The organism is Pseudomonas atacamensis, assembly GCF_017167965.1.
In the GTDB taxonomy this organism is placed as follows: Bacteria; Pseudomonadota; Gammaproteobacteria; order Pseudomonadales; family Pseudomonadaceae; genus Aquipseudomonas; species Aquipseudomonas atacamensis.
Map to the genome: position 1 here is coordinate 2373339 of NZ_CP070503.1, position 25135 is coordinate 2398473.

At 60.7% G+C, this 25135-nt stretch carries 26 protein-coding genes and 1 pseudogene; 16 read left to right on the forward strand and 11 right to left on the reverse strand.

Features of this window, described 5'->3' with window-relative positions; genetic code table 11:
- Positions 1 to 178 precede the first annotated feature (178 nt).
- Positions 179 to 697, reverse strand: a complete 519-nt coding sequence (locus tag JWU58_RS10835) for a carboxymuconolactone decarboxylase family protein (protein WP_206421901.1) — start codon at positions 695 to 697, stop codon at positions 179 to 181.
- Positions 698 to 828: 131 nt separating this feature from the next.
- On the opposite strand from JWU58_RS10835, the gene JWU58_RS10840 reads away from it, so the two are divergent.
- Positions 829 to 1644 (forward strand): AraC family transcriptional regulator, encoded by an 816-nt coding sequence (locus JWU58_RS10840; RefSeq protein WP_206421902.1) that lies wholly within the window; start codon positions 829 to 831, stop codon positions 1642 to 1644.
- A gap of 3 nt (positions 1645 to 1647) precedes the next feature.
- Here the strand turns inward: JWU58_RS10840 and JWU58_RS10845 are convergent, their stop codons facing one another.
- Positions 1648 to 2541 carry a DMT family transporter gene (locus tag JWU58_RS10845; protein ID WP_206421903.1) on the reverse strand — a complete coding sequence of 298 codons (894 nt, stop codon included), beginning with the start codon at positions 2539 to 2541 and terminating at the stop codon, positions 1648 to 1650.
- A gap of 89 nt (positions 2542 to 2630) precedes the next feature.
- Here JWU58_RS10845 and JWU58_RS10850 point away from each other — a divergent pair, with 89 nt between their 5' ends.
- Positions 2631 to 3962, forward strand: coding sequence for an aminotransferase-like domain-containing protein (locus tag JWU58_RS10850; RefSeq protein WP_206421904.1), 1332 nt, complete (start codon positions 2631 to 2633; stop codon positions 3960 to 3962).
- Between the two features lie 40 nt (positions 3963 to 4002).
- The gene (locus JWU58_RS10855; protein WP_206421905.1) at positions 4003 to 4383 is read left to right on the forward strand and encodes a c-type cytochrome; all 381 of its coding nucleotides are present in this window, start codon (positions 4003 to 4005) and stop codon (positions 4381 to 4383) included.
- Positions 4384 to 4598: 215 nt separating this feature from the next.
- Here the strand turns inward: JWU58_RS10855 and JWU58_RS10860 are convergent, their stop codons facing one another.
- Positions 4599 to 6254, reverse strand: coding sequence for a sensor domain-containing diguanylate cyclase (locus tag JWU58_RS10860; protein WP_206421906.1), 1656 nt, complete (start codon positions 6252 to 6254; stop codon positions 4599 to 4601).
- Positions 6255 to 6431: 177 nt separating this feature from the next.
- Between JWU58_RS10860 and JWU58_RS10865 the strand changes: the two genes are divergently transcribed.
- Positions 6432 to 6767, forward strand: coding sequence for a hypothetical protein (locus JWU58_RS10865; RefSeq protein WP_024013386.1), 336 nt, complete (start codon positions 6432 to 6434; stop codon positions 6765 to 6767).
- A 74-nt stretch (positions 6768 to 6841) separates the two neighbouring features.
- Here the strand turns inward: JWU58_RS10865 and JWU58_RS10870 are convergent, their stop codons facing one another.
- Entirely contained in the window at positions 6842 to 7282 is a 441-nt protein-coding gene (locus tag JWU58_RS10870; protein ID WP_206421907.1) for a phage infection protein, read from the reverse strand.
- A 124-nt stretch (positions 7283 to 7406) separates the two neighbouring features.
- Positions 7407 to 7976 (reverse strand): chorismate mutase, encoded by a 570-nt coding sequence (locus tag JWU58_RS10875; RefSeq protein WP_206421908.1) that lies wholly within the window; start codon positions 7974 to 7976, stop codon positions 7407 to 7409.
- Positions 7977 to 8175: 199 nt separating this feature from the next.
- Here JWU58_RS10875 and JWU58_RS10880 point away from each other — a divergent pair, with 199 nt between their 5' ends.
- The 3 genes from JWU58_RS10880 to JWU58_RS10890 all read left to right on the forward strand — a co-directional run bounded on the left by JWU58_RS10880 (position 8176) and on the right by JWU58_RS10890 (position 10940).
- Complete coding sequence (locus JWU58_RS10880) at positions 8176 to 9534, forward strand: MATE family efflux transporter (RefSeq protein ID WP_206421909.1); 1359 nt, start codon at positions 8176 to 8178, stop codon at positions 9532 to 9534.
- Positions 9535 to 9608: 74 nt separating this feature from the next.
- A complete protein-coding gene (locus JWU58_RS10885; RefSeq protein ID WP_016775238.1) occupies positions 9609 to 10166 on the forward strand; it encodes a YceI family protein in 558 nt (185 codons plus the stop codon).
- Between the two features lie 87 nt (positions 10167 to 10253).
- Positions 10254 to 10940, forward strand: coding sequence for a GNAT family N-acetyltransferase (locus JWU58_RS10890; RefSeq protein WP_206421910.1), 687 nt, complete (start codon positions 10254 to 10256; stop codon positions 10938 to 10940).
- Positions 10941 to 11003: 63 nt separating this feature from the next.
- Here the strand turns inward: JWU58_RS10890 and JWU58_RS10895 are convergent, their stop codons facing one another.
- Positions 11004 to 11444: a hotdog fold domain-containing protein gene (locus JWU58_RS10895; protein ID WP_024013379.1), complete on the reverse strand. Its 441-nt coding sequence runs from the start codon at positions 11442 to 11444 to the stop codon at positions 11004 to 11006.
- Between the two features lie 159 nt (positions 11445 to 11603).
- Between JWU58_RS10895 and JWU58_RS10900 the strand changes: the two genes are divergently transcribed.
- Positions 11604 to 12236 carry a TetR/AcrR family transcriptional regulator gene (locus JWU58_RS10900; protein ID WP_206421911.1) on the forward strand — a complete coding sequence of 211 codons (633 nt, stop codon included), beginning with the start codon at positions 11604 to 11606 and terminating at the stop codon, positions 12234 to 12236.
- Positions 12237 to 12453: 217 nt separating this feature from the next.
- Here JWU58_RS10900 and JWU58_RS10905 read toward each other — a convergent pair whose 3' ends face one another.
- From JWU58_RS10905 to JWU58_RS10915, 3 genes and pseudogenes are all read right to left on the reverse strand, one after another.
- A complete protein-coding gene (locus JWU58_RS10905) occupies positions 12454 to 13578 on the reverse strand; it encodes a DmpA family aminopeptidase (protein WP_206421912.1) in 1125 nt (374 codons plus the stop codon).
- Between the two features lie 72 nt (positions 13579 to 13650).
- A pseudogene (locus tag JWU58_RS10910) lies at positions 13651 to 14163 on the reverse strand (extracellular solute-binding protein); the annotation flags it as partial.
- Between the two features lie 191 nt (positions 14164 to 14354).
- Entirely contained in the window at positions 14355 to 15296 is a 942-nt protein-coding gene (locus JWU58_RS10915) for a class I SAM-dependent methyltransferase (protein WP_206421913.1), read from the reverse strand.
- Positions 15297 to 15494: 198 nt separating this feature from the next.
- Between JWU58_RS10915 and JWU58_RS10920 the strand changes: the two genes are divergently transcribed.
- The 4 genes from JWU58_RS10920 to JWU58_RS10935 all read left to right on the forward strand — a co-directional run bounded on the left by JWU58_RS10920 (position 15495) and on the right by JWU58_RS10935 (position 18214).
- On the forward strand, positions 15495 to 15908 hold the full coding sequence (locus JWU58_RS10920) for a response regulator (RefSeq protein WP_016775233.1): 414 nt from the start codon (positions 15495 to 15497) through the stop codon (positions 15906 to 15908).
- Positions 15909 to 15964: 56 nt separating this feature from the next.
- On the forward strand, positions 15965 to 16633 hold the full coding sequence (locus JWU58_RS10925) for an HAD family hydrolase (protein ID WP_206421914.1): 669 nt from the start codon (positions 15965 to 15967) through the stop codon (positions 16631 to 16633).
- Positions 16634 to 16984: 351 nt separating this feature from the next.
- Positions 16985 to 17782 carry an SDR family NAD(P)-dependent oxidoreductase gene (locus tag JWU58_RS10930; RefSeq protein ID WP_206421915.1) on the forward strand — a complete coding sequence of 266 codons (798 nt, stop codon included), beginning with the start codon at positions 16985 to 16987 and terminating at the stop codon, positions 17780 to 17782.
- Between the two features lie 21 nt (positions 17783 to 17803).
- The gene (locus tag JWU58_RS10935) at positions 17804 to 18214 is read left to right on the forward strand and encodes an SRPBCC family protein (protein ID WP_123442154.1); all 411 of its coding nucleotides are present in this window, start codon (positions 17804 to 17806) and stop codon (positions 18212 to 18214) included.
- Positions 18215 to 18345: 131 nt separating this feature from the next.
- Here JWU58_RS10935 and JWU58_RS10940 read toward each other — a convergent pair whose 3' ends face one another.
- Both JWU58_RS10940 and JWU58_RS10945 read right to left on the reverse strand, forming a co-directional pair.
- Entirely contained in the window at positions 18346 to 19740 is a 1395-nt protein-coding gene (locus tag JWU58_RS10940) for a sensor histidine kinase (protein ID WP_110600882.1), read from the reverse strand.
- Complete coding sequence (locus JWU58_RS10945; RefSeq protein ID WP_016775228.1) at positions 19718 to 20401, reverse strand: response regulator transcription factor; 684 nt, start codon at positions 20399 to 20401, stop codon at positions 19718 to 19720. The genes JWU58_RS10940 and JWU58_RS10945 overlap by 23 nt, the downstream gene beginning before the upstream one ends.
- Before the next feature lie 308 nt (positions 20402 to 20709).
- On the opposite strand from JWU58_RS10945, the gene JWU58_RS10950 reads away from it, so the two are divergent.
- From JWU58_RS10950 to hcnC, 4 genes are all read left to right on the forward strand, one after another.
- Positions 20710 to 21639 carry a hypothetical protein gene (locus JWU58_RS10950; protein ID WP_206421916.1) on the forward strand — a complete coding sequence of 310 codons (930 nt, stop codon included), beginning with the start codon at positions 20710 to 20712 and terminating at the stop codon, positions 21637 to 21639.
- Positions 21640 to 22058: 419 nt separating this feature from the next.
- Complete coding sequence (locus tag JWU58_RS10955; RefSeq protein WP_016775225.1) at positions 22059 to 22373, forward strand: (2Fe-2S)-binding protein; 315 nt, start codon at positions 22059 to 22061, stop codon at positions 22371 to 22373.
- Positions 22370 to 23779, forward strand: coding sequence for a cyanide-forming glycine dehydrogenase subunit HcnB (hcnB, locus tag JWU58_RS10960; RefSeq protein WP_206421917.1), 1410 nt, complete (start codon positions 22370 to 22372; stop codon positions 23777 to 23779). Before JWU58_RS10955 ends, hcnB begins: the two co-directional genes overlap by 4 nt.
- On the forward strand, positions 23772 to 25031 hold the full coding sequence (gene hcnC / locus JWU58_RS10965) for a cyanide-forming glycine dehydrogenase subunit HcnC (RefSeq protein WP_206421918.1): 1260 nt from the start codon (positions 23772 to 23774) through the stop codon (positions 25029 to 25031). The genes hcnB and hcnC overlap by 8 nt, the downstream gene beginning before the upstream one ends.
- Positions 25032 to 25135 lie beyond the last annotated feature (104 nt).

Consider the following 25135-nt stretch of genomic DNA (forward strand, 5'->3'; position numbering starts at 1 on the left):
GTCTTTCCGGGGCATTTGTCTGAGAACAAAGACCTGCGCGCAGGGTGTTTGGTTTCAGCGCACCAGACACTGTTTGCGCTGCGAATTATTCTGACGTACATCATGGCAGCAAAAAACAGCGGTGGCGAAAAGAGCGCCTTTTCGCCACCGGTTTTATCTTCGGATCGTGAGCGACTGCTCAGGCCTCGACGGTCGGGAAATCAATGTCGGTCAGCGCCGTGTTGTTCAGGTAGTTGGTCAATGTCTGCACGGCCACCAGGGCAATGACTTCGATGATCTTGCGGTCATCGATACCGGCAGCGCGGGCAGCGGCCAATTGTTCATCGCTCAAGTGGCCACGGGTTTCGGTCAGTTGGCGGGCGAGGGCGGCGTAGGCATTCAGTTCGCCGTGACGTGCTGCGATGATGTCCTGCGCCGACAGCCCGGCTTTGCCGGCAAACACGGTATGTGCGGACAGGCAATAGTCGCAACCGTTGACCTGCGAAGTGGCGAGGTATACGGCTTCTTTTTCCTGGGCGCTGAGCGAAGTCTTGCCGAGGATCGCCGAAGCTTGCAGGTAAGTGTCGAATGCAATCGGCGCTTGGGCGAGGGTGGTGAAGACGTTGGGCAGGAAGCCGATTTTTTTCTTCACGCCTTCCAGTGCAGGACGGGTGGCATCGGTGGCGGTGTCGAGGCTGATTGCAGGGATGCGGCTCATGGTGATTCTCCGAAATTCCGCAGCGAAGTGCAGCGGCGATGGAGAGATCTTATGGGCTGCCAATGGCGCTTTGGCGGCAAATCGTCGAGGATATGCGGCAGATCGTCCAGATATGCCTTCGGGAGTCAGCCATGGATCGCCTTTCCACATTACTCAGTCATTTCGGTGTGAACGCCGGCACCTTCCATAGCGGCGCGTTTTGCGGCGTGAGCGTTCACGAAGGCGAACCGGTCGGCCATGTGCATGTTCTGCAAGCCGGGGCGTTGCTGCTCAAACCGGGCAACGAGCGGGAAATTCGCCTGGAAGAACCGTCGCTGATTTTCTTTCCCCGGCCTTTCACTCACCGGATGTTTGCCGACGAGGCCATGGCCAGCCAGGTGGTGTGCGCCTCGCTGAGCTTCGACGGTGGCTCAGGCAATGCCCTGGCCGCCGCGTTACCGGACTATCTGGTATTGAAACTCACCGATATCCCGGAATTGCGCAGCACCCTTGACTGGCTGTTCAACGAAGCTTTTGAAGGGCATTGCGGGCGCGTGGCGGTGATGGATCGCCTGTTTGAATTGCTGGTGATTCTGCTGCTGCGCCATCTCATCGGCAGTCGTGATCAGCAACCGGGCATGATGGCCGGGCTGGCGGATCCGCGCGTGTCTCGCGCCTTGAACCTGATCCACGAGCAGCCGCACAAGCCTTGGAGTGTCGCTGATCTCGCGGCGGCGGCGAACCAGTCCCGCGCCGGTTTTGCCGAGCAGTTTCGCCGCGTGGTCGGGCAGACGCCGGCCGATTACCTGTTGAGCTGGCGCGTCAGTCTTGCGCAGAAACGCCTGCGCGAAGGCCGTCCGATTGCGTTGATTGCCGAGGAGGTTGGATACGAAAGTCCGTCGGCGCTGGCCCGGGCATTTCGGCGCAAGACCGGTCTCAGTCCACGGCAATGGAAAGCCGAACACTGAACATTACCTGGCGAATTTCTTCGCTCCGGCCACGCAAAGAATCACCCCCAGCGTGACGCCGAGCATGCCGACACTGACCTGCTCATGCAACAACGTCGCCGCCAGTGCCAGACCAAAAAACGGCTGCAGCAACTGCAACTGCCCGACCGCTGCGATTCCACCTTGTGCCAGACCGCGATACCAGAACACGAAGCCGATCAGCATGCTGAACAGCGACACGTAGCCCAGGCACATCCACGCAGGCAAGCTGATGTCGGCGAACGAGGCGGGCGCCAGCCACAGGCTCAGCACTGTCATCAGCGGTAACGACAACACCAGCGCCCAGCAGATCACCTGCCAGCCGCCGAGGCTGCGCGACAGTTTCGCGCCTTCGGCGTAACCGAGGCCGCAGGCCAGGATCGCCGCGAGCATCAGCAGATCGCCGGTGGGCGAGGCGCTCAAGCCTTGGGACAGGGCAAAGCCCACCACCAATGCGCTGCCCAGCACCGAAAAGATCCAGAACACTGGACGTGGCCGCTCCCCACCACGCAAGACTCCAAACATCGCCGTGGCCAGCGGTAGCAATCCTACAAACACGATCGAATGCGCTGACGTTACGTGCTGCAATGCCAACGCGGTCAGCAGCGGGAAACCCAACACCACGCCCAGCGCCACAATCAACAGCGAGAGCCACTGATGGCGCGACGGTCGCTGTTGCTTGAACAACAGCAGAAGTCCGACGGCCAGTGCCCCGGCAATCGCTGCTCGCACCACGGTCAGAAACACCGGATCGAATTCCAGCACCGCCAAACGTGTGGCCGGCAGCGAACCGCTGAAAATCAGCACGCCGATAAAACCGTTGATCCAGCCGCTGGTTTTTTCCAGCGCCGGGTGGGCCGCAGTCGATGTTGTGTGCATGTCGGTCGCGCTCAAAAAGTGGCTTGTGTCGCCGTGATCCTAGGGCTGAGAATCAGCACAATCAAAAAATTGTCATGGATACAGCCGACATGCCGCGTTCCCGTTACAAGACCCTGGTTGATCGCTATGCGGCAGACATTCGTGGCGGACGATTGGCGCCGGGCACGCGACTGCCAACGCATCGGCAGCTGGCGAGCCAGGAAGGTCTGGCGCTGGTTACCGCTTCACGGGTTTATGCGGAGCTTGAAGCGATGGGCCTGGTCAGTGGCGAAGCCGGACGCGGCACGTTTGTTCGGGAAACGTCGCTGGCGCCGGGGCAGGGCATCGATCAGAAAGACGTGGCGGTCGGCATGATCGACCTGAATTTCAACTATCCCTCGTTGCCAGGTCAGGCTGAACTGTTGCGCACGGCGTTGCGGCAACTGGCGTTGTCCGGTGATCTGGAAGCACTGCTGCGTTATCAACCCCACGCCGGACGTGCCCACGAACGCGCCTCGGTGGCGCGACATTTGTCGACACGCGGCGTGGCGGTTGAAGCCGACCAAGTGCTGGTCGTCAATGGCGCTCAGCAAGGTTTGGCGGTGACGCTGATGGCCCTGCTCAAACCCGGCGATGTGATCGCCGCCGATGCGCTGACCTATTCGGGATTCAAGGTGCTGGCCGACGCGCTGCATCTGGAAGTGCTGGCGATCCCGATGACGGAACACGGCCCGGATTTGCCGGCACTGGACAGACTCTGTCGCCAGCGTGCGGTGCGCGCCGTATACAGCATGCCGACGCTGCACAATCCGCTGGGCTGGGTCATGCCACTGGAACAGCGCGAGCAATTGGTGGCGATTGCCCGGCGGCACGATCTGACAATCATTGAAGACGCTGCCTACGCGTTTCTGGTCGAAAACCCGCCATGTCCGTTGATTGAACTGGCACCGGAACGGACGTTTTACGTATCGGGCCTGTCGAAAAACATCGCCACCGGATTGCGGGTCGGCTTCATTGCCGCGCCGCTGCCTCAAGTGCCCGCACTGGAGCGAGTCATTCGCGCGACGACGTGGAACACGCCCGGGGTGATGACCGCCATCGCGTGCGGCTGGCTCGACGATGGCACCGTCACCGTGCTTGAGGCGCAGAAACGTCGTGATGCTACGGCGCGACAGGCCTTGGCCGCCGAGGTACTCAAAGGGCTGCGCTACATTGCTCATCCGGCCTCGTATTTTCTGTGGTTGCCGCTGCCCGAAGATGTGCGTGCCGATCAGATCGTGGTCGAGTTGATGCAGCAGCAGATTTCCGTCACCAGCGCCGAGCCGTTTTCGCTGTCGGCCCATACGCCCCATGCGATTCGTCTGGCTCTCGGCTCGGTGGACATGCAGGTGTTGCGTCAGGCGTTGATCACCGTCAGAACGATCATCGGCGCTTATCTGTAAACTGCGCCCACGCCATGCAAAGCGAGGTTTGGACTGTTCAATGAAATTCACCACGACACTGTTTCTCGCCTTGATCTTCAGCACCAGCGCACAGGCTGAGGGCGATCCTGAGGCCGGGGCGAAAATCTTTCCGCGTCTGTGCGGCGGTTGCCATCAGGTTGGCGAGTCGGCTCGTTCGGGGTTTGGTCCGCAGCTCAACGGCATCATTGGCCGGGCTGCGGGGACTTCGGCCAATTATGTTTATTCCGATGCGATGAAGAACTCGGGGATTACCTGGGATCGGGCGACGTTGAAGGCTTATCTCGAGGATCCGAAAGGGGTGGTGCCGGGGACGCGGATGATTTTCTGGGGGCTGAGTGATGAGGAGAAGTTGAATAATTTGTTGGCTTATCTGCAGATGTTCAGCCCTGAATCAAGGTAGGAGCGGAGTACATATCCATTGCTTCGGTAACGGCTGCTTAGGGTTTCGCCCTTACGGCGGGTCACCTTTTTTTGCTTTTCTGTGGGAGCGAGCCTGCTGGCGAAAGCGGTTCTCCAGCCGACCCATATTTCCGCTTTTACCCAATCCCTGTGGGAGCTGGCTTGCCAGCGATGGGGTCGGTGAGCCGGCCTGTCTCTGGTTGATATACGCCTGTGTCAGTGGGCATGGAACACCACCTGATTGCGCCCCGCAGCTTTCGCCTGATACAGCTGCTGATCGGCACGTTTGATCAGGGCCGTGTGGTTGTTGTCTGCCGGATCTGCCAGGCCAAGGCCAATACTCACGGTAACGTTGCCGACGCCGGGAAACTCCGCGTCGGCTACCGCTGCGCGAATCTTTTCGGCGACGACTTCCGGGGTGTCGGGTTGCGCGACTTCCGGCAGCAGTACGGCGAACTCTTCGCCGCCGTAGCGGGCGACGAAATCGGTGCTGCGTACGCTGTTCTGGATCAAGGTCGCCAGTTGTTGCAGGACCTCGTCACCGACCGCGTGGCCGTGGCTGTCATTGATGCGTTTGAAGTGGTCGGCATCGATCAGCAGCAGGGCAAACGGGCGTCCGGTGCGTCGGGAAAGCAGCGAATATTCAGTGATTTTTTCCTCAAACCGGCGACGGTTGTAAACGCCGGTCAGGCCGTCGTGAGTGGCCAGGCTCAGCAGCTCGGCGTTGGCCTCGGTGAGTGCGGCGGTGCGTTGCGCCACGGTGGCTTCCAGCGACGCGTTGGCTTCTTGCAGTTCGCGCTCCTTGCCGAGCAGTGACTGCGTCATTGCGTCGATGGACTGGCCGAGCTGGGCGATTTCCAGCACCGGATGCTGGAGCTGGAACTGTGCGCCGGACTGGTTGTTCTGCACTTGTTTGGCCGAGCGTGCCAGTTGTTCGATCGGCCGGCTCAGGTACAGCGCCAGATAATAAGCCACCAGACCGAAAACGATGGCGGCGAAAACGCCGAGTATCAACAGTTCATATTGCAGCATCCGCGCCGGTTGCAGCGCAGTCTCCAATGGCTGGCGAATGGCGATCGACCATGATAGCGCCGTGCCCGATGGCGTCGGCACGGTGACCATGCTGGTCAGGTAACCGTTGGCCGCCGTCCAGCCCGGCAATATCGAATCGCCGATCGCCAGTTGTTGGCCCATCAGCGCTTCGGGGTAGAGCACCTTGCCATCGTGGTCGACGATCAGCGCCTGGATATCCGGCGCCGAGTTCTTGTGGGAAAACGCCGCCGACTCGACGATGCGCGTCACCCAACTCCAGTGCGCATGTGCGCCCAGCACGCCAATCACCTGCCCTTCGGCATTGTGGATTGGCGCGGCGAAATCGATGAAGCGCAGCGGCTCGCCATTGGGCAGACCCGGCAACAACTTGGCCAGCAACACTGCTTCGTGGGGATCGCCGGTGTATTGCCGGCGCAGGCCGATCTGGAACCACGGGCGTTTCTGTACGGATTGGCCAACCAGCAGATCATTGACCGCCTGGCGCACGTTGCCCTGGGCGTCGGTGACGCCCATCCACGCATATTCGGCGCGCGCCTGGGTGCGCAACTGCATCGACTTGAGGATGGCTGGATTGTCCAGATCGCCACGCTCCAGATGCGGCGCGCGACTGAGCAGATAGACCTCCAGTTGCCGCTCGCGCAGTTGCTCACCCAACAACGTCGCCGCCGAGCGCGCCGTGTTCAGCAACGCGTTGCCGCTGGCCTGTTTCATTTGTTCGGTGGCGATATGACCGACATAAAAGCCGACGCTCAATAACGTCAGCAGGGACAAACCGCCGAACCACAGGGTGAGATGGCTACGCAGACTGGCTTTGAACATGGAGGCGGGTGTCTGTCTTTATTGAAGTGGCGCCATGGTATGCGACATCGCCGACGGCGGGCCAGCGAACGGGTTCAAGTAAATACAAAGAAGATTGATGCCAATGAGCCATCATTTTGTTTAGAATGCGCGCCGCCCGAGAGACGGATCCCGGGCGTTTCCCCATGGAGTTTTACTGTGAAATACCTCAGCAAAGTAGTCGCCGCCGCACTGTTCGGTGTGGTTCTGGCAGGTTGCACCGGCGCCCCGATGAAAACCGCCCATTACGACAGCAACCAATACACCGTGGTTGGCCACAGCGAAGCATCGGCCACCGGCCTGCTGCTGTTTGGCATTATCCCGATCCGCCAGAACAGCCGATTTGTGCGCGCGCAAAACGCGGCCATCCAAGCCAAGGGCGGCGATGCAATGATCAACACGCAGGTTCAGGAAAACTGGTTCTGGGCCTGGGTTCTGACCGGCTACACCACCACCATCTCCGGTGACGTGGTCAAGCTGAAAACCGCGCAATAAGCGACGGCTGAATGCAAAAAAGCCCGGCTGATCAGGCCGGGCTTTTTCATGAGTGTTGCGGTCATGCAGTAGACTCATGCAACGCGGCGTTCGATCAGACGATCAGAGCCACCTTCAGCGACGCGGCGTTCGATCAGACGATCAGAGCCACCTTCAGCGACGCGGCGTTCGAGCAGACGATCCGAACCGCCTTCAGCAACGCGGCGCTCGATCAGACGATCCGAACCACCTTCAGCAACACGGCGTTCGATCAGACGATCCGAACCGCCTTCAGCAACGCGGCGTTCGATCAGACGATCCGAACCGCCTTCAGCAACGCGGCGTTCGAGCAGACGATCCGAACCACCTTCGGCAACGCGACGTTCGATCAGACGATCCGAACCACCTTCAGCCAGACGGCTTTCGATCAGCTTGTCCGAGCCGCCTTCAGCGACCAGGGTGTGAGCAGGCGTTACTGCAAAAGCGTTAACTGCGAAAACCGAGAAAGCGATGCCGAGAAGGGTTTGGCGTTTCATGATCGTGTGCTCCAGAAAGTTGTTTGTTTGTCTGGAGCCGATGTTACGCCGCGCAGTTTTTATGAGAACTTCATTGACGTGATGGTGAACATCGACGCCGATGATGTTTGCCAGGAGCGGTGATTCAGAGCGCTTTCGCCCGGATGCACAACTCGCCGCTGGCACGAATCAGCGCCAGGTCGTGCAGCGAATCCGCGGCCAGACCGTTGCGGACATCGGCCAGCCATGCAGGGCAATTCGGATCCTGGCGATAGGGCGCGAAGGCGGCGTACTGCTGCAACAAGCGCTTTTGCAGTTCATCCAGGCGCGGGCGGATCTGTTTGCCCAGATCCGGACGCGGTGTGTCCGGTGCAGCACCTGCCGCTTGCCATTGTGCGAGCAGACCGTATTGCACCAGTTTGTTCGCTTCCATCTGTGCGGCGATCAGTTGCGCGACGTCGTCCGGATCGAGTTTGTGTTCGGTGGCCAGAGTTCGGGCATTGGCGATGACCTGCGCCTCACGCGGGCTGTCCTGGATCGGCTTGCCGCTGTCCCACTTGGTCAACGCAACCAGATCACCGATGCTCAGGCGTTCATTCAAAGTGGCCAGTAGCGGTTTCAATGAAGCAGGCGCCGCTGCGGGTGCGGCTGCCTGCGCGTAGGCGGCCGACAGAGCGAGGAGGGAGCCAAGCAGAAAATTTGCAACGTTACGCATGAACCGAGCCTCAATAGTACGTGTCGACAGAGTCGCTGATTTACCACAGCCGCAACACTGACACAAAGCGATGCACGGCATTTACACAAATGCAAAACAGACAATCAACACTGTCTGGAAATGTTGATTGCACGCTGCACGCAACTCACCGAAGCTATCGTCAATCAGGCCTGCCGCCGTCGAGATGGACCTCCATTCAATGCAAAGCGCCACCTTCGCCAAACCGCTCTGGCAAACCTATCTGCTGTTTCTCGCGCCGATGGTGCTGTCGAACTTCCTGCAATCGATGTCCGGGACGGTCAACAGCATCTACATCGGTCAGATGCTCGGCACCCAAGCGCTTGGGGCCGTATCCGGCATGTTTCCTGTCGTATTCTTTTTCATCGCCCTGGTCATCGGCCTCGGCGCTGGCGCGGGCGTGTTGATCGGTCAGGCGTGGGGCGCGCGCGAAACGCATATGGTCAAAGCGATTGCCGGAGCGACGTTGCTGCTGGGTGTGTTGATCGGTTTGGTCGCGGCGGTGCTGGGCACGGTGTTTGCGCGACAGGCACTGACGGGGTTGGGCACGCCGGCGGATGTGCTCGACGATGCGGTGGACTATGCCCACGTCATGTTGTGGATTCTGCCATCGCTACTGGTATTCGTGCTGTTCACCCAATTGCTGCGTGGGGTCAGCGATACGCTGTCGCCACTGCTCGCGCTGATCGTCTCCACCGCCGTGGGGCTGGCGCTGACGCCGGCGTTGATTCGCGGCTGGCTGGGTTTGCCGCCATTGGGCATTCAGAGCGCGGCGTATGCCGGGCTGGCGGGGAATCTGTCGGCAATGGCGTGGCTGGCTTGGCGGCTGATCCGCAAGGGCCATCCGCTGGCGCCGGATCGAGAGTTCTTTGCCGCATTGCGACTGGATCGGGTGATTCTCGGCAAGGTCCTGCGCATCGGCCTGCCCACCGGGGTACAGATGATCGTCCTGTCGTTATCGGAGCTGGTGATCCTGGCACTGGTCAATCAGCACGGCTCGCAAGCGACAGCGGCGTATGGCGCAGTAACGCAGATCGTCAACTATGTGCAGTTTCCGGCGCTGTCGATTGCAATCACCGCATCGATCCTTGGTGCCCAGGCAATCGGCGCCGGGCATCTGCAACGCATGGGTCCGATCCTGCGCACCGGGCTGTTGATCAATGTGTGCCTGACCGGTGGCCTGATTGTGCTGGGTTATCTGTTATCGCACTGGTTGCTGGGCCTGTTCCTCACCGAGGACTCGACCCGGGCGATGGCCGAGCACCTGCTGCATATCATGCTCTGGAGCCTGTTGGTGTTCGGTTTCCAGGCCATCATCGGCGGGATCATGCGGGCCAGCGGCACGGTACTGGTGCCGGTGGTCATCTCGATTGTTTGTGTGGTCGGCGTGCAGCTGCCAGCGGCTTACTGGCTCGACGGGCAGTTCGGTTTGCAGGGTGTGTGGATGGCGTTTCCGGTTGCCTATCTGGGAATGCTGATTTTGCAGACCCTGTATTACAAATTGGTGTGGAAGCATCAGAAGATCGAGCGGTTGATATAGGCGCTGGCATAACAACGGGTTGTTTGCTTAAGTCAACCAAGGCCCTCGACGACGCACGCCGCCAGGAGAATGTCATGACGTTGCGATTGCTGCTGGTTGCCGCGTTTACATCGTGCGTCATGGTCGGTGCGCAGGCGGCTGAATATAACCGGGTCAACACCAGCGCCAGCCAGATCAGTTTCACCTACAACCAGATGGGCTCGCGAATGTACGGCACCTTCGGCAATTTCGAGGCGACGCTGGACTTCGATACCGACGACCTCGGCAAAGCCCAGACCACGCTGCATATCGATCTCGCCAGCATCGATGCCGGCAGTGAAGACGCCAATACCGAACTGGTGAAACCGGCGTGGTTCGACACCGGGAAATTCCCGCTCGCGGTGTTCAAGTCCAGCCGTTTTACTCAAGTGGACGAGCATCGTTACCAAGTCGCCGGTCAGCTCACGCTCAAGGGCATCACTCGCGAGGTCGAGGTGCCGGTGGAGTTGAAACCGGACAACGCCATCGGCATCTTCGACGGTGAGCTGGTGCTCAATCGAGAGGAGTTCGGCCTCGGCGCAGGGGAGTGGGCTGACAGCGTGGTGTCGAGGGACATCAACATCAAATTCAGGGTGGTGGCGCCACAACAGTGACGGTTCAATAGATCCGGCACGGTATGATGTCGCGGTTCGTCGACGGCTCTGATCATCGGCAACGTTTTTTATCGCCGGAGTTTGCCCATGCCACGCATCACCCACTACACCTCCCCATGCCCGGAAAACGTCAACAGCCAGATCCTGCAAATGGTCGTCGATTACCTGACCGACATCAGTGCGGTCGGCCTCGGCCCGAGCAATCTGCTGTACAACGTTTATCAGTACGCGGTGGGTTATGAGGTGCATCTCTACCTCGAGGCGTTGAACGGCCAGAAGGGCACCGAGGTGGAATTGCTGGTGGCCACTGACGATGAGGATCCAGAGCAAGTCATCGGATTTCTCATCTGTCTGCCGGTGCAGGGCGATTGGGAGGCGTGCAGCGTCGCGTACATGGCGGTGCGTGAAGGCCATCGGCGCCAAGGTGTGGCGCGGGCGATGCTCACGGACATGGTCGGGCGCTATCCGCATGCGGAACTGGCCTGCAGCATTGGCAAGGTCCCGTATTTCGAGGCACTGGGTTTTGAAGTGATCGGCCAGCGCGAAACGCAGGTGCTGATGAGCACGCGGCATTACCGCAGCAACGGCCTGCGCGGGTTCATCGACACCACGCCGATCTATCGCTCGCTGGAAGTGCAGCAGATTCACTCCTATCTGCTGCAGAAGAACGGCAAGCGCGCGATGCTCGATGCGGAAAAACAACGCGACCGCCATCTGGACCAGACCAGCCGCCACGTAGAAGAATTTGTCCGTCAGCGCCTGACCCTGCACTGATCGTCGGCCAATCAAAAGCCCTTGCTGCGCATCCCGCGGCAAGGGCTTTTTTGTATCTGCTTCTCAACCGAGCTTGACGTTCATGGTGATACGCGCGGTGAAGACTTTTTTACCCTCGCAATCGTGAATGTCGACGTTGACTACCTTGTCGCCATCACTTTGCCAATCCACACCTTCAGCGCTGGCCACAGCGGTGACGTCGGTTTTCGCCTTGGCCAGATATTCCACGGTCATGCCTTTGGGAATCCAGCGCGCGCCGGCCGGGATCGACACGTCGGTCATCATTCCGCCGGCCAGTTCTGCCGCGTTGCACATGGCGATCGCGTGCACCGTGCCGAGGTGGTTGGTGATTTCCTTGCGAAACGGCACTTGCACGGTGGCGGCATTCGGGCGCAACTCGGAAATCAGCGGATTGATGCTGCTGAAGTACGGGGCGAACTGGCAGGCCATTTTGCTGAATGCATCCGGGCCGACGCTGTTGAACATGCTGAGAGATTGACTCATGGGAAGCCTCGCTGGGTAGTTTGCAGAATGATGTTCCGTTACAGAATAATATTCTGTAACGGAACGGTATTCTGTTCGCGGCAAATCTGTCAACCTAGGCGCGATTTGTTCCCGGGCACTTGATGCCTTTTTGAACCTCCGTTTTTGGACCCGAGCAGCATGGACACCGCCGATCTACTGGAACGCAGCTACCCCGGCCGCCGCGCCGAACTCAAACGCGATATCTTTCGCAAGGCCCTGAGCCTGTTCAATGAACAGGGGATCGAAGCCACCACCATCGAAATGATCCGTGCCGAGTGCGACACCAGCGTCGGCGCGATCTACCACCATTTCGGCAACAAGGAAGGGCTGGTCGCGGCGCTGTTTTTCACCGCGCTGGAGGATCAGGCGCGTTTGCGTGATGCGTATCTGGACGCGGCCAATACCACTGAAGAAGGCGTGCAGGCGCTGGTCTTCAGCTATGTCGACTGGGTCGAGCAACAGCCGCAGTGGGCGCGTTTCCAGTACCACGCGCGGTTCGCCGTGACCAAAGGCCCGTTCAAGGACGAGCTGGCCGAGCGCAACAAGACGCGCAACCTGCGTCTGCGCCAATGGCTGGCGCAATCGGGTCGCGCCGCCGAACTGCAGGATTTGCCTGCCGAGCTGCTGCCATCGCTGATCATTGGCCAAGCGGACAGCTACTGCCGAGCTTGGCTGGCAGGGCGAGTCAAAGGCAGCCCGAGCGCCTATCGCCAAGTGCTCGCGCAAGCGGCGTGGCGTTCGATTCGTGCCGAAGGTCTCGGCGAGGACTGAAATACGCAGACAAAAAAAGAGCCTCAAAGCTCTTTGATGGGGAGGAAGTAGAGCCCGTGAGGCTCAAGAGGCGTGTGAAGCAAAGCGTGGGCTTGATTGGGGTTCAGAACACCCACGCCTACGCAGCGCCGGATCAATCCAGTCACCGCGTAGCTTCATCCTAGGAGCGTGCAATGGACGACTCAAGTACCGCCAGTCGTCCTTGCACAATGCCGGTTCACGCCGGGCGCGATCCCGGCCAACCGGATTTTTTCAGCGCCGCCAGAAGCGTCTGCCCATCCAGGCCCGGCACCGAATGACCGTTGCCCTCGCTGCTGTTGCTGGCGAGCAGGGCATTGATGATCGCTTCTTCCACGGCTTCGGTCGCGGCCAGAAACAGCTCGCTGATGTGGTCGTTGTTGACCATGCGCAAACCGTCGCAGGTGGCTGCGCGTTTAGCCTCGTAAGCGGCGGGCGGGACGTGATCATTGCCAGTGGCGAAGGCAATGAAGATGTCGCCGCTGTGGTCTTCGTTACCGCCGCCGGTACGCGCCAGGCCCAGGCTGGCACGCTGTGCCAGACGCGTGCATTGATGGGGCAGCAGCGGCGCATCAGTCGCCAGGCAGACGACGATCGAGCCCATGCCCGGGTGCGGCAGCGCTGCCCGCAGGAACGGTGAATCCTTCTGTTCCATATAGCGCCCGACCGGGTAACCATCGACGCGTAATTCACTGCGAATGCCGTGGTTGGCCTGCACGATCGCGCCAACGGTCCAGCCTCCCTGGGCAGCACTCAAACGGCGCGATGCGGTGCCGATGCCACCCTTGAATTCATGGCAGATCATGCCGCTGCCACCGCCCACCGCACCTTCGACTACCGGCCCGTCCACGGCGCCGTTCAGTGCCTCGGCGACATGCTCTGGTTTGACGTGAAAGCCGTTGATGTCATTGAGCAGCCCATCGAAGGTCTCCAGCACCACCGGCATATTCCAGTAAAGCCGCCCGTCATCCGGCTGTTGCTCTCGGTCCAGCACAATCAGCGCATCACGCACCACACCCAGGCTGTGGGTGTTGGTAAAGGCAATCGGACTGGTCAGCAGACCGGCCTCGCGAATCCATTCCAGGCCGGTCGCATCACCGTTGCCATTGAGTACATGCACGCCGGCAAAGCACGGTTGCTGGCTGGTCGAGCCGGGGCGCGGCTCGATCAGCGTGACGCCAGTGCAGATGTCACGGCCGCTGCTGCTGCGACCGCGTACATTGCTGTGACCGACGCGCACCCCCGGCACATCGGTAATGGCGTTGAGCGGGCCAGGTTGCATCTGGCCAATCAGGATATCGAGATCACGGGCACGCGGATTCATAAGATTCAGTCTCTTCATTCAAAGGTCGGGCGGCTTACCGCTCGGATGAGGCAGGCAGATTTCTTGCGCGGGTTACTGGCCGTTCTTGACCTTCTTGCTCCACACCCGCGTACGCACGCGTTCGACGGCTTTGGGCAAGGGTTCGAGGGTGTAGAGGGTGGCCATGGCGGCAGGGGACGGGTAGACCGCCGGGTTGTCGCGAGTGGCTGCTGCCACCAGCGTTGTCGCGGCGCGATTGCCATTCGGGTACGACAGGTGATCACTGACCGGCGCGATCACCTCCGGTCGCAGCAGGTAATCGATAAACGCCAGGCCTTGGGCGCGATTGGGGGCGTCCTTGAGCAGCACCAGAGTGTCGAACCACACCGGCGCGCCTTCCTTGGGCAGGCTGTAGGCGATCTTTACGCCGTTGTTGGCCTGCTCGGCGTTGGTCTTGGCTTCGAGCATCGCCCCGGACCAGCCAACCGCCACGCAGATATTACCGTTGGACAGATCGCTGATGAACTTCGAAGAGTTGAAGTAGGCGATGTGCGGGCGCAGCTTGAGCAGCAATGCTTCGGCTTTTTTGTAGTCCTCGGGATCGGTGATCACAAGCTCAACGTCACCGGGCATGGTGAGTTGTTTGCATTGGTGCTGCGGCCGACGGTTTTTTGATCAACACAGAACTTGTGTGGGGGCGAGCCTGCTTGCGAAAGCGGTGTATCAGTCAACAAAATTGTTATCTGACACTGCGCTTTCGCGAGCAGGCTCGCTCCCACAGGTGAACTTACGCTGTGTCAGTGGCTGCGCTGGAAGACCAGGGCTTTCAGGCCGCTCTCTGAATCGATATCGGGAAACTCTGGCGGGTTGTCCAGCCGTTGCTCGAAGCGCAGGCTCGGCGCTTCCTGGGTCACGCCATCAATCAGAAAGTCGGAACCGAACGACGGGTCGTTCATGCACGCCAGCACCGTGCCTTGCGCGGTCAACAGTTCCGGCAAGCGGCGCAACACCCGTTGATAATCCTTGGTCAGCAAAAAGCTGCCTTTCTGAAACGACGGCGGGTCGATGATCACCAGATCGTACGGGCCGCTGTTGATCACCTTGCCCCAGGATTTGAACAGGTCGTGACCGAGAAAGCTGACCTTGCTCAGGTCGTGGCCGTTCAGGCGGTGATTGTCGCGACCTCGGCTCAGCGCGGCGCGGGACATGTCGAGGTTGACCACATGGCTGGCGCCGCCCTCGATTGCCGCCACGGAAAAGCCGCAGGTGTAGGCGAACAGGTTCAACACCCGCTTGCCCGCCGCCTGTTCGCGCACCCAGTTGCGTCCGTAACGCATGTCGAGAAACAGCCCGGCGTTCTGCTTGCGCCCCAGGTCGACGCGGTACTGCAAGCCACCCTCGACGATGGTCATTTCTTCGATTTCCTCACCGATCAGCCATTCGGCCGTGCTTTGCGGCAGATAACGGTGCTGGATCAGCAAAGTGTGCGCGCCGGACTGCTGCCACTCGGCCGAGGCGGCGAGGAGCAGCAGCGAATCCCGCAGATCTTGCAGCTGCTCAGGCGCCGGTTCCTTGAACAGCGACACCAGTACCACGCCCTGCAACCAGTCCACGGTCAACTGCTCCAGCCCCGGCCAGCAGCGTCCGCGCCCGTGAAACAACCGACGGGTTTCGCTGGGCGCCGCCGCGAGTGCGGGTAGCAAATGAGCGTGGAGGGTCGCGAGGGCTTGAGGGTTCATGGATTACGGTTCGGCCGTTCAAAGGGCCGGCATTTTACCCACAAATGAAGGTTTTCGACGGGCGCTGCGCTCCGAAAAACAACACCTTGTCGAAATCTGCTGTATCAAAAGTGAATTTCTACAAGGCGCGCTGCTCATACCTGATAAGCAGCGGATTCAAACCGCTTATCAAAAATGTAATTCGGGGGAGTGCTGTTCATGTGCCCTACACCTACGTCGAGCGCGCACCTTCCTGGCGGGTTGATTCTGGTTGTCGAGGACGATCCGTTGATTCTGGAGTTCCTTTGCGAAATTCTCCAGGAGGAAGGGTTCAAGGTCGAACCGCAAACCAGCGCCGACGCCGCCTCACTGTATCTGGAAAAACATGCAGCCGACGTTGCGCTGCTGCTGACCGACATCACCATGCCCGGCACGCTTAACGGCGCGGACCTGGCTAATCTGTTCGGCGACCGCTGGCCGGAAAAACCGGTGATGGTCATGTCCGGCTATGAAACGCCCGAGACCTCCGGGGTCAAGCACTCGGTGGCGTTCATCAAGAAGCCGTGGGCGATCGGTCAGTTGCTCGATTGTGTGGAAAGTGCGTTCAAATCCAAGGCCCCGCAGCTGCACTGACAAGTGCTACATTGCCGGGCCAGCCTGCCCGGCCAACTGTCAGAGGATTTGCTCTCTTGTCTGCACAAGCATCGGTTTTTGATCGCGCGTTCGGCGCGTTCCTGTTCGACATGGACGGCACCGTCCTCAACTCCATCGCCGCCGCCGAGCGCATCTGGTCAGCGTGGGCGGTGCGCCATGGCGTTGATGTCGAGACGTTCCTGCCGACCATCCATGGCGCGCGTGCGATCGACACGATCACCCGGCTGAGTCTGCCGGGCGTGGATGCCGAGCAACAAGCAGCGTTCATCACCGCAGCGGAAATCAATGACGTTGAAGGCATTGTCGAGATTCCTGCGGCGGCAGCCTTTCTCAACGCGCTGCCGAAAAACCGTTGGGCGATGGTGACGTCGGCGCCTCGCGATCTGGCGTTGCGGCGGATGGCGGCTGCGGGGATTCCGGAGCCGGCGGTGATGATCACGGCGGAAGATGTAAAGGCTGGCAAGCCTGATCCTGCGGGGTATCTGCTGGCGGCGAAAAAGCTCGGTGTCGAGCCGGATGACTGTCTGATTTTTGAAGACGCCACGGTTGGTATTCAGGCTGCGGAGTCGGCGGGCGCGGCGTTGATGATCATCACCACCACGCACCAGCACCCGATCGAAACGGCGCATGCGACGTTGGCCAGTTACGATGCGATCGGCGTCAGGGTCGGCGCCGATGGTCTGCTTCGTCTGACGGAAATCTGATCTGTTCCGAAATGCCCCTCACCCTAGCCCTCTCCCGGAGGGAGAGGGGACTGACCGGGGGATATTCAGGTAATACGCCGACGTGAAAGGTCTTCTCTGAATCCATAATCGCTATGGTCTTTCAGGTCGACGTCAAGTTCAGCACAACTCGGTCGGTTCCCTCTCCCCCGGGAGAGGGCTAGGGTGAGGGGCTACGGTCTGCCAGAGACAGGGGATCGTCGATCAAACCACATCCCCGTCACCGGTCGGCAGCTCAACCATGCCGGCAATATCGCAACTACGCTGATCCATGCTTGTGAAATCGTCGCCAAAGTCGAGCGCGGTGGAACTCCTTGCTAATGAGGTAAACGCATGAAGATCGATCTGAGTGGAAAACTGGCCATTGTCAGCGGCAGTACCGGCGGCATCGGTCTGGGCATCAGCCAGTCGCTGGCCGAAGCCGGGGCGACGGTGGTGGTCATCGGTCGCGACATGGCCAAGGTCGAGCAGGCGCTGGCGAGCATACGCGAAGCGGTGCCCCGCGCGCAGTTGCGTGGTCTTACCGCCGATCTGGGCACGGCCGAGGGCGCGGAAAAGCTTTTCGCCGCCGAACCGCGCGCGGACATTCTGGTCAACAACCTCGGCATCTTCAACGACGTCGATTTCTTCGAGACTCCCGACAGCGAGTGGACGCGCTTCTATGAAGTCAACGTGATTTCCGGCGTGCGCCTGGCGCGGCATTACGTGCCGGCGATGGTCGAGCAGGGTTGGGGCCGGGTGATCTTTCTGTCATCGGAATCCGGGGTGGCGACGCCGGCTGACATGCTCAATTACGGCGTGACCAAAAGCGCCAACCTCGCGGTGTCCCACGGCTTGGCCAAACGTCTGGCTGGCACCGGGGTCACGGTCAATGCGATCCTGCCGGGACCGACTTTCACCGATGGCCTGCAGGACATGCTCAGAGACGCGGCCGCCGAATCCGGGCGCGACCTGCGCGACGAAGCCGACGCCTTTGTGCGCAAGGCCCGTCCGACTTCGATCATCCAGCGCGTGGCGGATGTTTCGGAAGTGGCGCATCTGGTCACCTATATCGCTTCACCGCTGTCTTCGGCCACCACGGGCGCGGCCTTGCGCGTTGATGGCGGTGTGGTCGACAGCCTGACTATCTGAAATTTCCGAAAGAGAGGTTTTATGCCAACAGCATCTGCAACCATCGACATCCCGGCCGCGGCCGATCAGGTCTGGCAATTGATCGGCGGCTTCAACACGCTGCCGGACTGGCTGCCGTTGATTACCAACAGTGAACTGAGCGAAGGCGGGCGCGTACGCACCCTGCAAACCGCTGACGGCGGCGTGGTCGTCGAACGTCTGCAGACCTTCGATAACGCCGCCCGAACCTACAGCTATTCGATTGAACAGGCACCGTTCCCGGCCAGCGATTATCTCGCGACGATCAAGGTTGAAGCCCAAGGGCAGGGCGCGCGGGTGACGTGGTCGGGGCGATTTAATGCGGTGGGCGTGAGCGATGAAGAGGTGGTGGCGTTGTTCAACGGCATCTACCAGGGCGGGCTCGAAGCCTTGCGAGCGAATTACCCAACCTGAGACGCAGATCGTTCCCACGCTCTGCGTGGGAATGCAGCCCGGGGCGCTCTGCGTCCCATTTCGAAAGCCGGAACGCGGAGCGTCCCTTGAGGCATTCCCACGCGGAGCGTGGGAACGATCGGCGCGAGACGTCAGGCCTGACTGATCAAACTCTGCCGACAATCCAGCACCAGTTTCGCCCCGCCCAGATCGCTGCTGCCGACTTCAAGACTGAAGCCGTGCAAGCTGACAATCGCCGCAACAATCGACAGCCCCAGACCGAATCCACTCTGCGGCTGGCCACCCTCGGTGCGGTAAAACCGCTGGAACACCGCCTCACGTTCAGCCTCGGGAATCCCCGGGCCTGAATCGTGAACCTCGATCCGCGTCTGGCCATTGGCATTGACCCCACGCAACATCACCGTGCCGCCGGGCGGGGTGAATTTGATCGAGTTGCTCAGCAGGTTCGCCAACGCTTCGAACAGCAACGCGCGGTCGCCATTGAGCGGCGGCAGCGTCTCCGGCATGTTCAACTGAAAGCGCAGATCGCCTTCCTCGGCCAGCGGCAGATAGAACTCGTGCAACTCCTCCAGCAAACGCACCGGATCAAGTTCGACGAAACCTGAGCGGCGCTGGCGATCTTCCAGTTCGGAAATCCGCAGCAGTCCGCGAAACCGCGCCATCAGCGTGTCCGCCTCAGCCAGTACCAGATCCAGTTGCGCCGCTTCTTGTGAACCTTCGCCCGCCTGTTGCTGCATCCGATACAACTGCGCGCGCAGGCGAGTCAGCGGTGTGCGCAAGTCGTGGGCGATGTTGTCGCAGACGCCTTTGACCTCGTTCATCAAGCGCTCGATGCGCTCCAGCATGGCGTTGACGATGGCGGCGAGCATGTCCAGCTCATCGCGGCGATTGGACAGCGGCAAGCGGTGCGTCAGGTCGCCGGCAACGATGGCCTGGGCGCTGTTCTGAATCGCGCGGATGCGCTGCAACGGTCGACGCCGCAGCAGATGCCAACCGGCGACCCCGGGAATAATCGTCAGCGACACGCCCCAGAACAACGCGTGCAAAATGATCCGCGTCACCGCGAACAGCGAGCCATTGTCACGCAGCAGCACCAGCCAGCGCCCGTCGCGAGTCTGGGTGGCCACAGCATCGCAGCTGTCGTTCGGCAGGGTCGGGTCATCGGAATCGGCGCACTCGGCGAGCATGTGGATCTTGCCGTCGAGCGGCAGTCCTTCGGGAATTTGCTGAAGTGCGCCGCCCAGGTAAACGCCGTCAGCGCTGAACAGACCATAGGCGTCGATACCACGAATATCGAAGGTCATGCTGGCCGCGAGCGCGTCTTCGAGTTGCTCGCCGCGAAAATGCGAGAACAGATGCTGGCGTTGCATCAACGAATGTTTGGCCAGTTTGTCGAGGTAGCCGGATACCTCGTAGTACATGACCCCCATGAGGATCGCGCTCCAGGCCACGAACAGCGAGCTGTACAGCGCCAGCAAGCGGCTGCTGGACGAGCGCCAGCCGTCAGACGGGTTCGGCAATGACATAGCCGGAGCCCCGTACCGTGCGGATCAGCGGAACGTTGCCGGCTGCGTCGATCTTCTTGCGCAGACGGCCGATGTGCACGTCGATCAGGTTGGTGCCCGGGTCGAAGTGATAACCCCAGACCTCTTCGAAAATCATCATCCGCGAGAGAATCTGGCCGCTGTTGCGCATCAGAAACTCGAGCAGTTTGTATTCGGTGGGCAGCAGCGTCAGCACCTGTCCGGCGCGGCGGGCTTCATGGCTGATCAGGTCGAGTTCTAGGTCGGCGACGTTCAATGTCGTGGCCTGGGTGGCGACGCTGTTTTGCCGACGCAGCAACACTTCGACCCGCGCGGCCATTTCATCGGTGGCGAACGGTTTGGTCAGGTAGTCATCGCCACCGGCGCGCAAACCGCGCACGCGCTCATCGACATCGGAGAGGGCGCTGATCATCAGAATCGGCGTCGCCACGCCCATGGTGCGCAGGGTAGTGACGATGGCCAGACCATCCAGCTCGGGCAACATGCGGTCGAGGGTGATCAGGTCGTAGTTGCCGCTGACGGCACGGTCGAGGCCCTCGCGGCCATTGTCGACCCAGTCGACATCCAGCCCGTGGCTGCTCAGTTCGGCAACGATTTCCCGCGCGGTCACGGCGTCGTCTTCGATGGTCAAGATACGAGTCATAGGCAGGCCTGCTGATCGGTTCAAACGGAATGGCAGCATTTTGCCAAGAATTTACCGTGACGCTTTAAATTAACTTTCATCTTCGTCGCGACGGTGAATCGGAACTGATCGGATCTGCCAGTCAGTCATCAATGCAGAAAACCCGCAGGCGCTGACCGTTTATTGCAAATTGCACGGCTCAGCGAAGTTCAAACTTTCTAACCTGTTGAAAACAAACAGTTTATTTAGTTTCTGTAACTGGCACGGTCACTGCAATTCTTCACCTGACGAGTTGTAACACCATTTTTCATGCCTGGAGCAGTACAACGATGAATAGATCCCCTGATGGCTATTATCCTGCCGTGGAAGAGTCGAGCAGCGTCTCAGGCGTGTCCTGGGGCGCGATCTTTGCCGGTGCTGCGGCGGCCGCTGCGCTGTCGATGATTCTCGTGCTGCTCGGTTTCGGTCTGGGCTTTTCGGCGGTTTCACCGTGGGCCGGAGAGGGCGTCAGCGCCAAGGGCCTGGGTATTTCGACGATTGTCTGGCTGGCTGTGACGCAGATCATTGCTTCCGGCATGGGCGGCTACATTGCCGGTCGTCTGCGGGTGAAATGGGCGAACATGCACGGTGACGAAGTCTACTTCCGTGACACCGCCCACGGCTTCCTCGCCTGGTGCGTCGCCACGTTGGTCACAGCTGTGCTGGTGGTCGGTTCGGTCAGCAGCGTCGTCAGCGGCGGTGTGCAGGCTGGGGCTAACGTTGTCGGCGGTGCTGCCGGTGCGATGAGCCAGGCCGCCGGTTCTGCCGCAGCCAATACTGACAGCGATCAGTACGGCTACTTCGTCGACAGCCTGTTCCGTGACGACCGTCCGGCTGCCGTCAGCGATGACGCCGCACGCGGCACCGTGACCCGCATCTTCGCTCAGAGCCTGGCCAACGGTCAGCTCAGCGCCGAAGACCGCACCTACCTCGCACAACTGGTATCGCAACGTACCAACCTGAGCCAGGCCGATGCTGAACGTCGTGTCGACGAAATCTACGCCAACACCCAGAAAGCCATCGCTGACGCGAAACTGAAAGCCCAGCAAGCTGCCGACACCGCCGCGAAAGTCGCTGCCTACACCTCGCTGTGGATGTTCGTCGCGCTGCTGGCCGGTGCGTTCTTCGCCAGCCTGGCAGCCACCTTCGGCGGTCGTCGTCGCGATGCGGTCGAGTACGTTGAAGTCGAGACCTACACCACTACCACTCCGGTCCGTTAAAAAGGAGAGTCACCATGCGCTCATTACTGCTGTTCTTCCTCGGCGTACCGATCCCGATCATCATCCTGATCGCCCTGTTCGTACACTGATCCCTCTGAGGCAGGATGCCTCTGCCGCTTTCATCTTCGGGTGAAAGCGGCTTTTTTGCTTTCTGCGGGGCCAGTACGTCTTCTCCAACTAACCGTTTCCATCCCGCCATTTTCACTGGCCTGGATCAATATTTCCCCTGGCGATATCGCCTACCGTAAATGATCCAGGCCTTTGCTGAGGTATGAGCTACAGTGCTTGTCGCGCACCTTGTTGCGCTGACGAAGTATCCGCGTCGACGTTGAAAACACAGCAATAAAAGCGTCGACGAGGCGTAGTGCAGCAAGGAGCTGTCACAACCTCAACTGAATCTTCACGGACGAACACCGTAAATGAACTGCCTAGAAAGAACCTTCGATATCCAGCCCTTGGTGCAGGCGGACATGACCGTGCACATCAATGGCCAAGCGGTCAGCGCCGCCATCGGCGAAACCGTTCTCAGCGTCATCCAGTCCCTCGGCGTGCGCCAGATCGCACGCAATGACCATGATCAGATCAGCGGCGCCTATTGCGGCATGGGCGTGTGCCAGTGCTGTCTGGTGAAAATCAACGGTCGCCACAAACGCCGCGCCTGCCAGACCGTGGTCCGCGACGGCATGCAGATCGAAACCCGAGTCAACCGCGTCGTCGCGCAGGAGGTTGTATGAGCCTGCAACCGTTGATCGTCGGCGGCGGGCCGGCGGGGATGGCGGCGGCCATCGAACTGGCGCGCCACGGCGTGCGCTGCACCTTGCTCGAAGAGGCTTCGCGCCTCGGCGGTGTGGTCTATCGCGGGCCGTTGCGCGATGGCGTGCAGCTGCATTATCTCGGGCCGCGTTATTCCGAAGCACTGGACAAACTGCACGGTGAATTTCAGCAGCAGTCAGGGCTGATCGACGTGCGCCTCAACCATCGGGTGGTCGGCGCCGAAGGCACCCGCGCTCTGGTGGTGCTCGATGGCGATGAACAGCTGCACGAGATGGCTTATCCGCAACTGCTGCTGGCCGCCGGTTGCCATGAACGCAGCGTGCCATTTCCCGGCTGGACGTTGCCGGGAGTGATTCTGCTCGGCGGCCTGCAATTGCAGATCAAGAGTGGCGTGGTCAAGCCGCGGGGGCCGGTGATCATCGCCGGCACCGGGCCGTTGCTGCCGCTGGTTGCGACCCAGTTGCATGCCTCCGGCGTGCGTGTCGCTGGCGTCTACGAGGCGTGTGCATTCGGCAAGATCGCCCGCGAGAGTCTGGCGCTCTTGAACAAGCCGCAGTTGTTTCTCGACGGTTTGAGCATGCTCGCTTACCTCAAGTTGCACGGCATCCCGATGAACTACGGTTGGGGGGTGGTCGAAGCCCACGGCGAGGGCGAATTGAAAAGTGTCAGCGTCGCGCCGTATTCGTCGACGTGGGAGGCGGATCTGTCGCGGGTCGAGCGTTTCGAAGCGCAGACGCTGGCGGTGGGTTACGGTTTTATTCCGCGCACGCAATTGAGCCAGCAGATGGGCCTAGATCACGGCTTCAGCGACGATGGCTACCTGCGTGCGCACGCCAATGTCTGGCAGCAAAGCAGCGTGGCGCATGTGCATCTGGCCGGCGACATGGGCGGGATCCGCGGCGGCGAAGCGGCGATGCTCGCCGGCAAGATCGCCGCCACTTCGATCCTGCTGCAACGCGGTGTGCTCGACGCCGAGCTGGCCCGGGTGCGCCGCGATCGCTACGCGAGCAAGCTCAGAGCCATCGTGCGCTTTCGTGCGGCGGTGGATCGCTACACCGAGCGCGGCGTTGGTCAGATCGCTTTGCCCGCAGCCGACACGGTGATCTGCCGCTGCGAACATGCGACCCGCGCCGACATCGATCTGGCGCTGGAGCAGGGTGTGCAAGACATCGCCAGCCTGAAAATGCGCACCCGCGTGAGCATGGGCGATTGTCAGGGGCGGATGTGTGTCGGCTATTGCAGCGATCGCTTGCGCCAGGCCACCGGACGTCAGGATGTCGGTTGGCTGCGCCCACGCTTTCCAATCGATCCGGTACCGTTTTCCGCGTTCCAGTCTCTCGGCACGGAGGGCGCTTGCCATGAGTAAGTTCTACGACGTGGTCATTGCCGGTGGCGGCGTGATCGGCGCCTCCTGCGCCTACCAATTGTCCAAGCGCAAAGATCTGAAAGTTGCGCTGATCGACGCCAAGCGCCCCGGCAACGCGACCCGTGCTTCGGCGGGTGGTTTATGGGCGATCGGCGAGTCGGTCGGCCTCGGTTGCGGGGTGATTTTCTTTCGCATGATGTCGGCCAACCGCAAGCGCGAAACCCAGGGCGCCGCAGTCGCGGTGGACGCCAGTACGCCGCATATTTTGCCAGCGTCGTTTTTCGATTTTGCCTTGCAATCCAACGCGCTGTACCCGGCGCTGCACCGCGAACTGAAAGACAACCACGGCATGGATTGCAAGTTCGAGAAGACCGGATTGAAATTCGTGATCTATGACGACGAAGATCGGCTCTACGCCGAGCACATCGTCGGCTGCATTCCGCATCTGGCTGATCAAGTGCGCTGGCTCGATCAGGCGGCGTTGCGCGCGGCCGAACCGAGTGTCAGCCATGAGGCGCGTGGGGCGCTGGAGTTTCTCTGCGATCATCAGGTCAGTCCGTTCCGCCTCGCCGATGCCTACATGGAAGGCGCGCGGCAGAACGGCGTCGACATCTTCGTCAACACCAACGTCACCGGCGTGTTGCATCACGGCACTCGTGTGACCGGCGTGCAGACGGCAGAAGCGGGCGTGTTTCACTGCAAGACGCTGATCAACGCCGCCGGTGCCTGGGCGGCGGATTTGAGCGAGTGGGCGACGGGAATTCGTATTCCGGTGAAACCGGTGAAAGGGCAGATCCTGCTGACCGAGCGCATGCCGAGAATCCTCAACGGCTGCCTGACTACCAGCGATTGCTACGTGGCGCAGAAGGACAACGGCGAAATCCTTATCGGCAGTACCACCGAGGACAAAGGCTTCGACGTCACCACCACCTACCCGGAAATCGCCGGGCTGGTGCAGGGCGCGGTGCGCTGTCTGCCGGAGCTTGTGGACGTCAATCTGAAGCGCACATGGGCGGGGCTGCGTCCGGGCTCTCCGGATGAGTTGCCGATCCTCGGGCCGATGCGTGGGGTCGAGGGTTATCTGAATGCTTGCGGGCACTTCCGCACCGGCATTCTGACCTCGGCGATTACCGGGGTGTTGCTGGATAAACTGGTGAATGACGAACCGCTGCCGCTGGATATCACACCGTTTCTGGCGGATCGGTTTGCGGTTGCAGCCGTCGAGCCAGTGCCCGCGCTGGAACGGGCCTGACCCTCTCCCGCATGATCGTTCCCACGCTCTGCGTGGGAATGCCTCAAGGGACGCTCCGCGTTCCAGCTCGGGAAGTGGAACGCGGAGCGTCCCGGGCTGTGTTA

Excerpts from the sequence above, each read along its gene's own strand:
- JWU58_RS10880 (WP_206421909.1), top strand. The coding sequence starts at position 8,176 with ATGCAAAGCGCCACCTTCGCCAAACCGCTCTGGCAAACCTATCTGCTG.
- JWU58_RS10915 (WP_206421913.1), bottom strand. The coding sequence starts at position 15,296 with ATGAACCCTCAAGCCCTCGCGACCCTCCACGCTCATTTGCTACCCGCA.
- JWU58_RS10940 (WP_110600882.1), bottom strand. The coding sequence starts at position 19,740 with ATGTCATTGCCGAACCCGTCTGACGGCTGGCGCTCGTCCAGCAGCCGC.
- JWU58_RS10905 (WP_206421912.1), bottom strand. The coding sequence starts at position 13,578 with ATGAATCCGCGTGCCCGTGATCTCGATATCCTGATTGGCCAGATGCAA.
- JWU58_RS10870 (WP_206421907.1), bottom strand. The coding sequence starts at position 7,282 with ATGAAACGCCAAACCCTTCTCGGCATCGCTTTCTCGGTTTTCGCAGTT.
- JWU58_RS10855 (WP_206421905.1), top strand. The coding sequence starts at position 4,003 with ATGAAATTCACCACGACACTGTTTCTCGCCTTGATCTTCAGCACCAGC.
- JWU58_RS10875 (WP_206421908.1), bottom strand. The coding sequence starts at position 7,976 with ATGCGTAACGTTGCAAATTTTCTGCTTGGCTCCCTCCTCGCTCTGTCG.
- JWU58_RS10850 (WP_206421904.1), top strand. The coding sequence starts at position 2,631 with ATGCCGCGTTCCCGTTACAAGACCCTGGTTGATCGCTATGCGGCAGAC.
- JWU58_RS10950 (WP_206421916.1), top strand. The coding sequence starts at position 20,710 with ATGAATAGATCCCCTGATGGCTATTATCCTGCCGTGGAAGAGTCGAGC.
- JWU58_RS10900 (WP_206421911.1), top strand. The coding sequence starts at position 11,604 with ATGGACACCGCCGATCTACTGGAACGCAGCTACCCCGGCCGCCGCGCC.
- JWU58_RS10840 (WP_206421902.1), top strand. The coding sequence starts at position 829 with ATGGATCGCCTTTCCACATTACTCAGTCATTTCGGTGTGAACGCCGGC.
- JWU58_RS10930 (WP_206421915.1), top strand. The coding sequence starts at position 16,985 with ATGAAGATCGATCTGAGTGGAAAACTGGCCATTGTCAGCGGCAGTACC.
- JWU58_RS10835 (WP_206421901.1), bottom strand. The coding sequence starts at position 697 with ATGAGCCGCATCCCTGCAATCAGCCTCGACACCGCCACCGATGCCACC.
- JWU58_RS10955 (WP_016775225.1), top strand. The coding sequence starts at position 22,059 with ATGAACTGCCTAGAAAGAACCTTCGATATCCAGCCCTTGGTGCAGGCG.
- JWU58_RS10890 (WP_206421910.1), top strand. The coding sequence starts at position 10,254 with ATGCCACGCATCACCCACTACACCTCCCCATGCCCGGAAAACGTCAAC.
- JWU58_RS10935 (WP_123442154.1), top strand. The coding sequence starts at position 17,804 with ATGCCAACAGCATCTGCAACCATCGACATCCCGGCCGCGGCCGATCAG.
- JWU58_RS10845 (WP_206421903.1), bottom strand. The coding sequence starts at position 2,541 with ATGCACACAACATCGACTGCGGCCCACCCGGCGCTGGAAAAAACCAGC.
- JWU58_RS10945 (WP_016775228.1), bottom strand. The coding sequence starts at position 20,401 with ATGACTCGTATCTTGACCATCGAAGACGACGCCGTGACCGCGCGGGAA.
- JWU58_RS10885 (WP_016775238.1), top strand. The coding sequence starts at position 9,609 with ATGACGTTGCGATTGCTGCTGGTTGCCGCGTTTACATCGTGCGTCATG.
- hcnB (WP_206421917.1), top strand. The coding sequence starts at position 22,370 with ATGAGCCTGCAACCGTTGATCGTCGGCGGCGGGCCGGCGGGGATGGCG.
- JWU58_RS10860 (WP_206421906.1), bottom strand. The coding sequence starts at position 6,254 with ATGTTCAAAGCCAGTCTGCGTAGCCATCTCACCCTGTGGTTCGGCGGT.
- JWU58_RS10895 (WP_024013379.1), bottom strand. The coding sequence starts at position 11,444 with ATGAGTCAATCTCTCAGCATGTTCAACAGCGTCGGCCCGGATGCATTC.
- hcnC (WP_206421918.1), top strand. The coding sequence starts at position 23,772 with ATGAGTAAGTTCTACGACGTGGTCATTGCCGGTGGCGGCGTGATCGGC.
- JWU58_RS10920 (WP_016775233.1), top strand. The coding sequence starts at position 15,495 with ATGTGCCCTACACCTACGTCGAGCGCGCACCTTCCTGGCGGGTTGATT.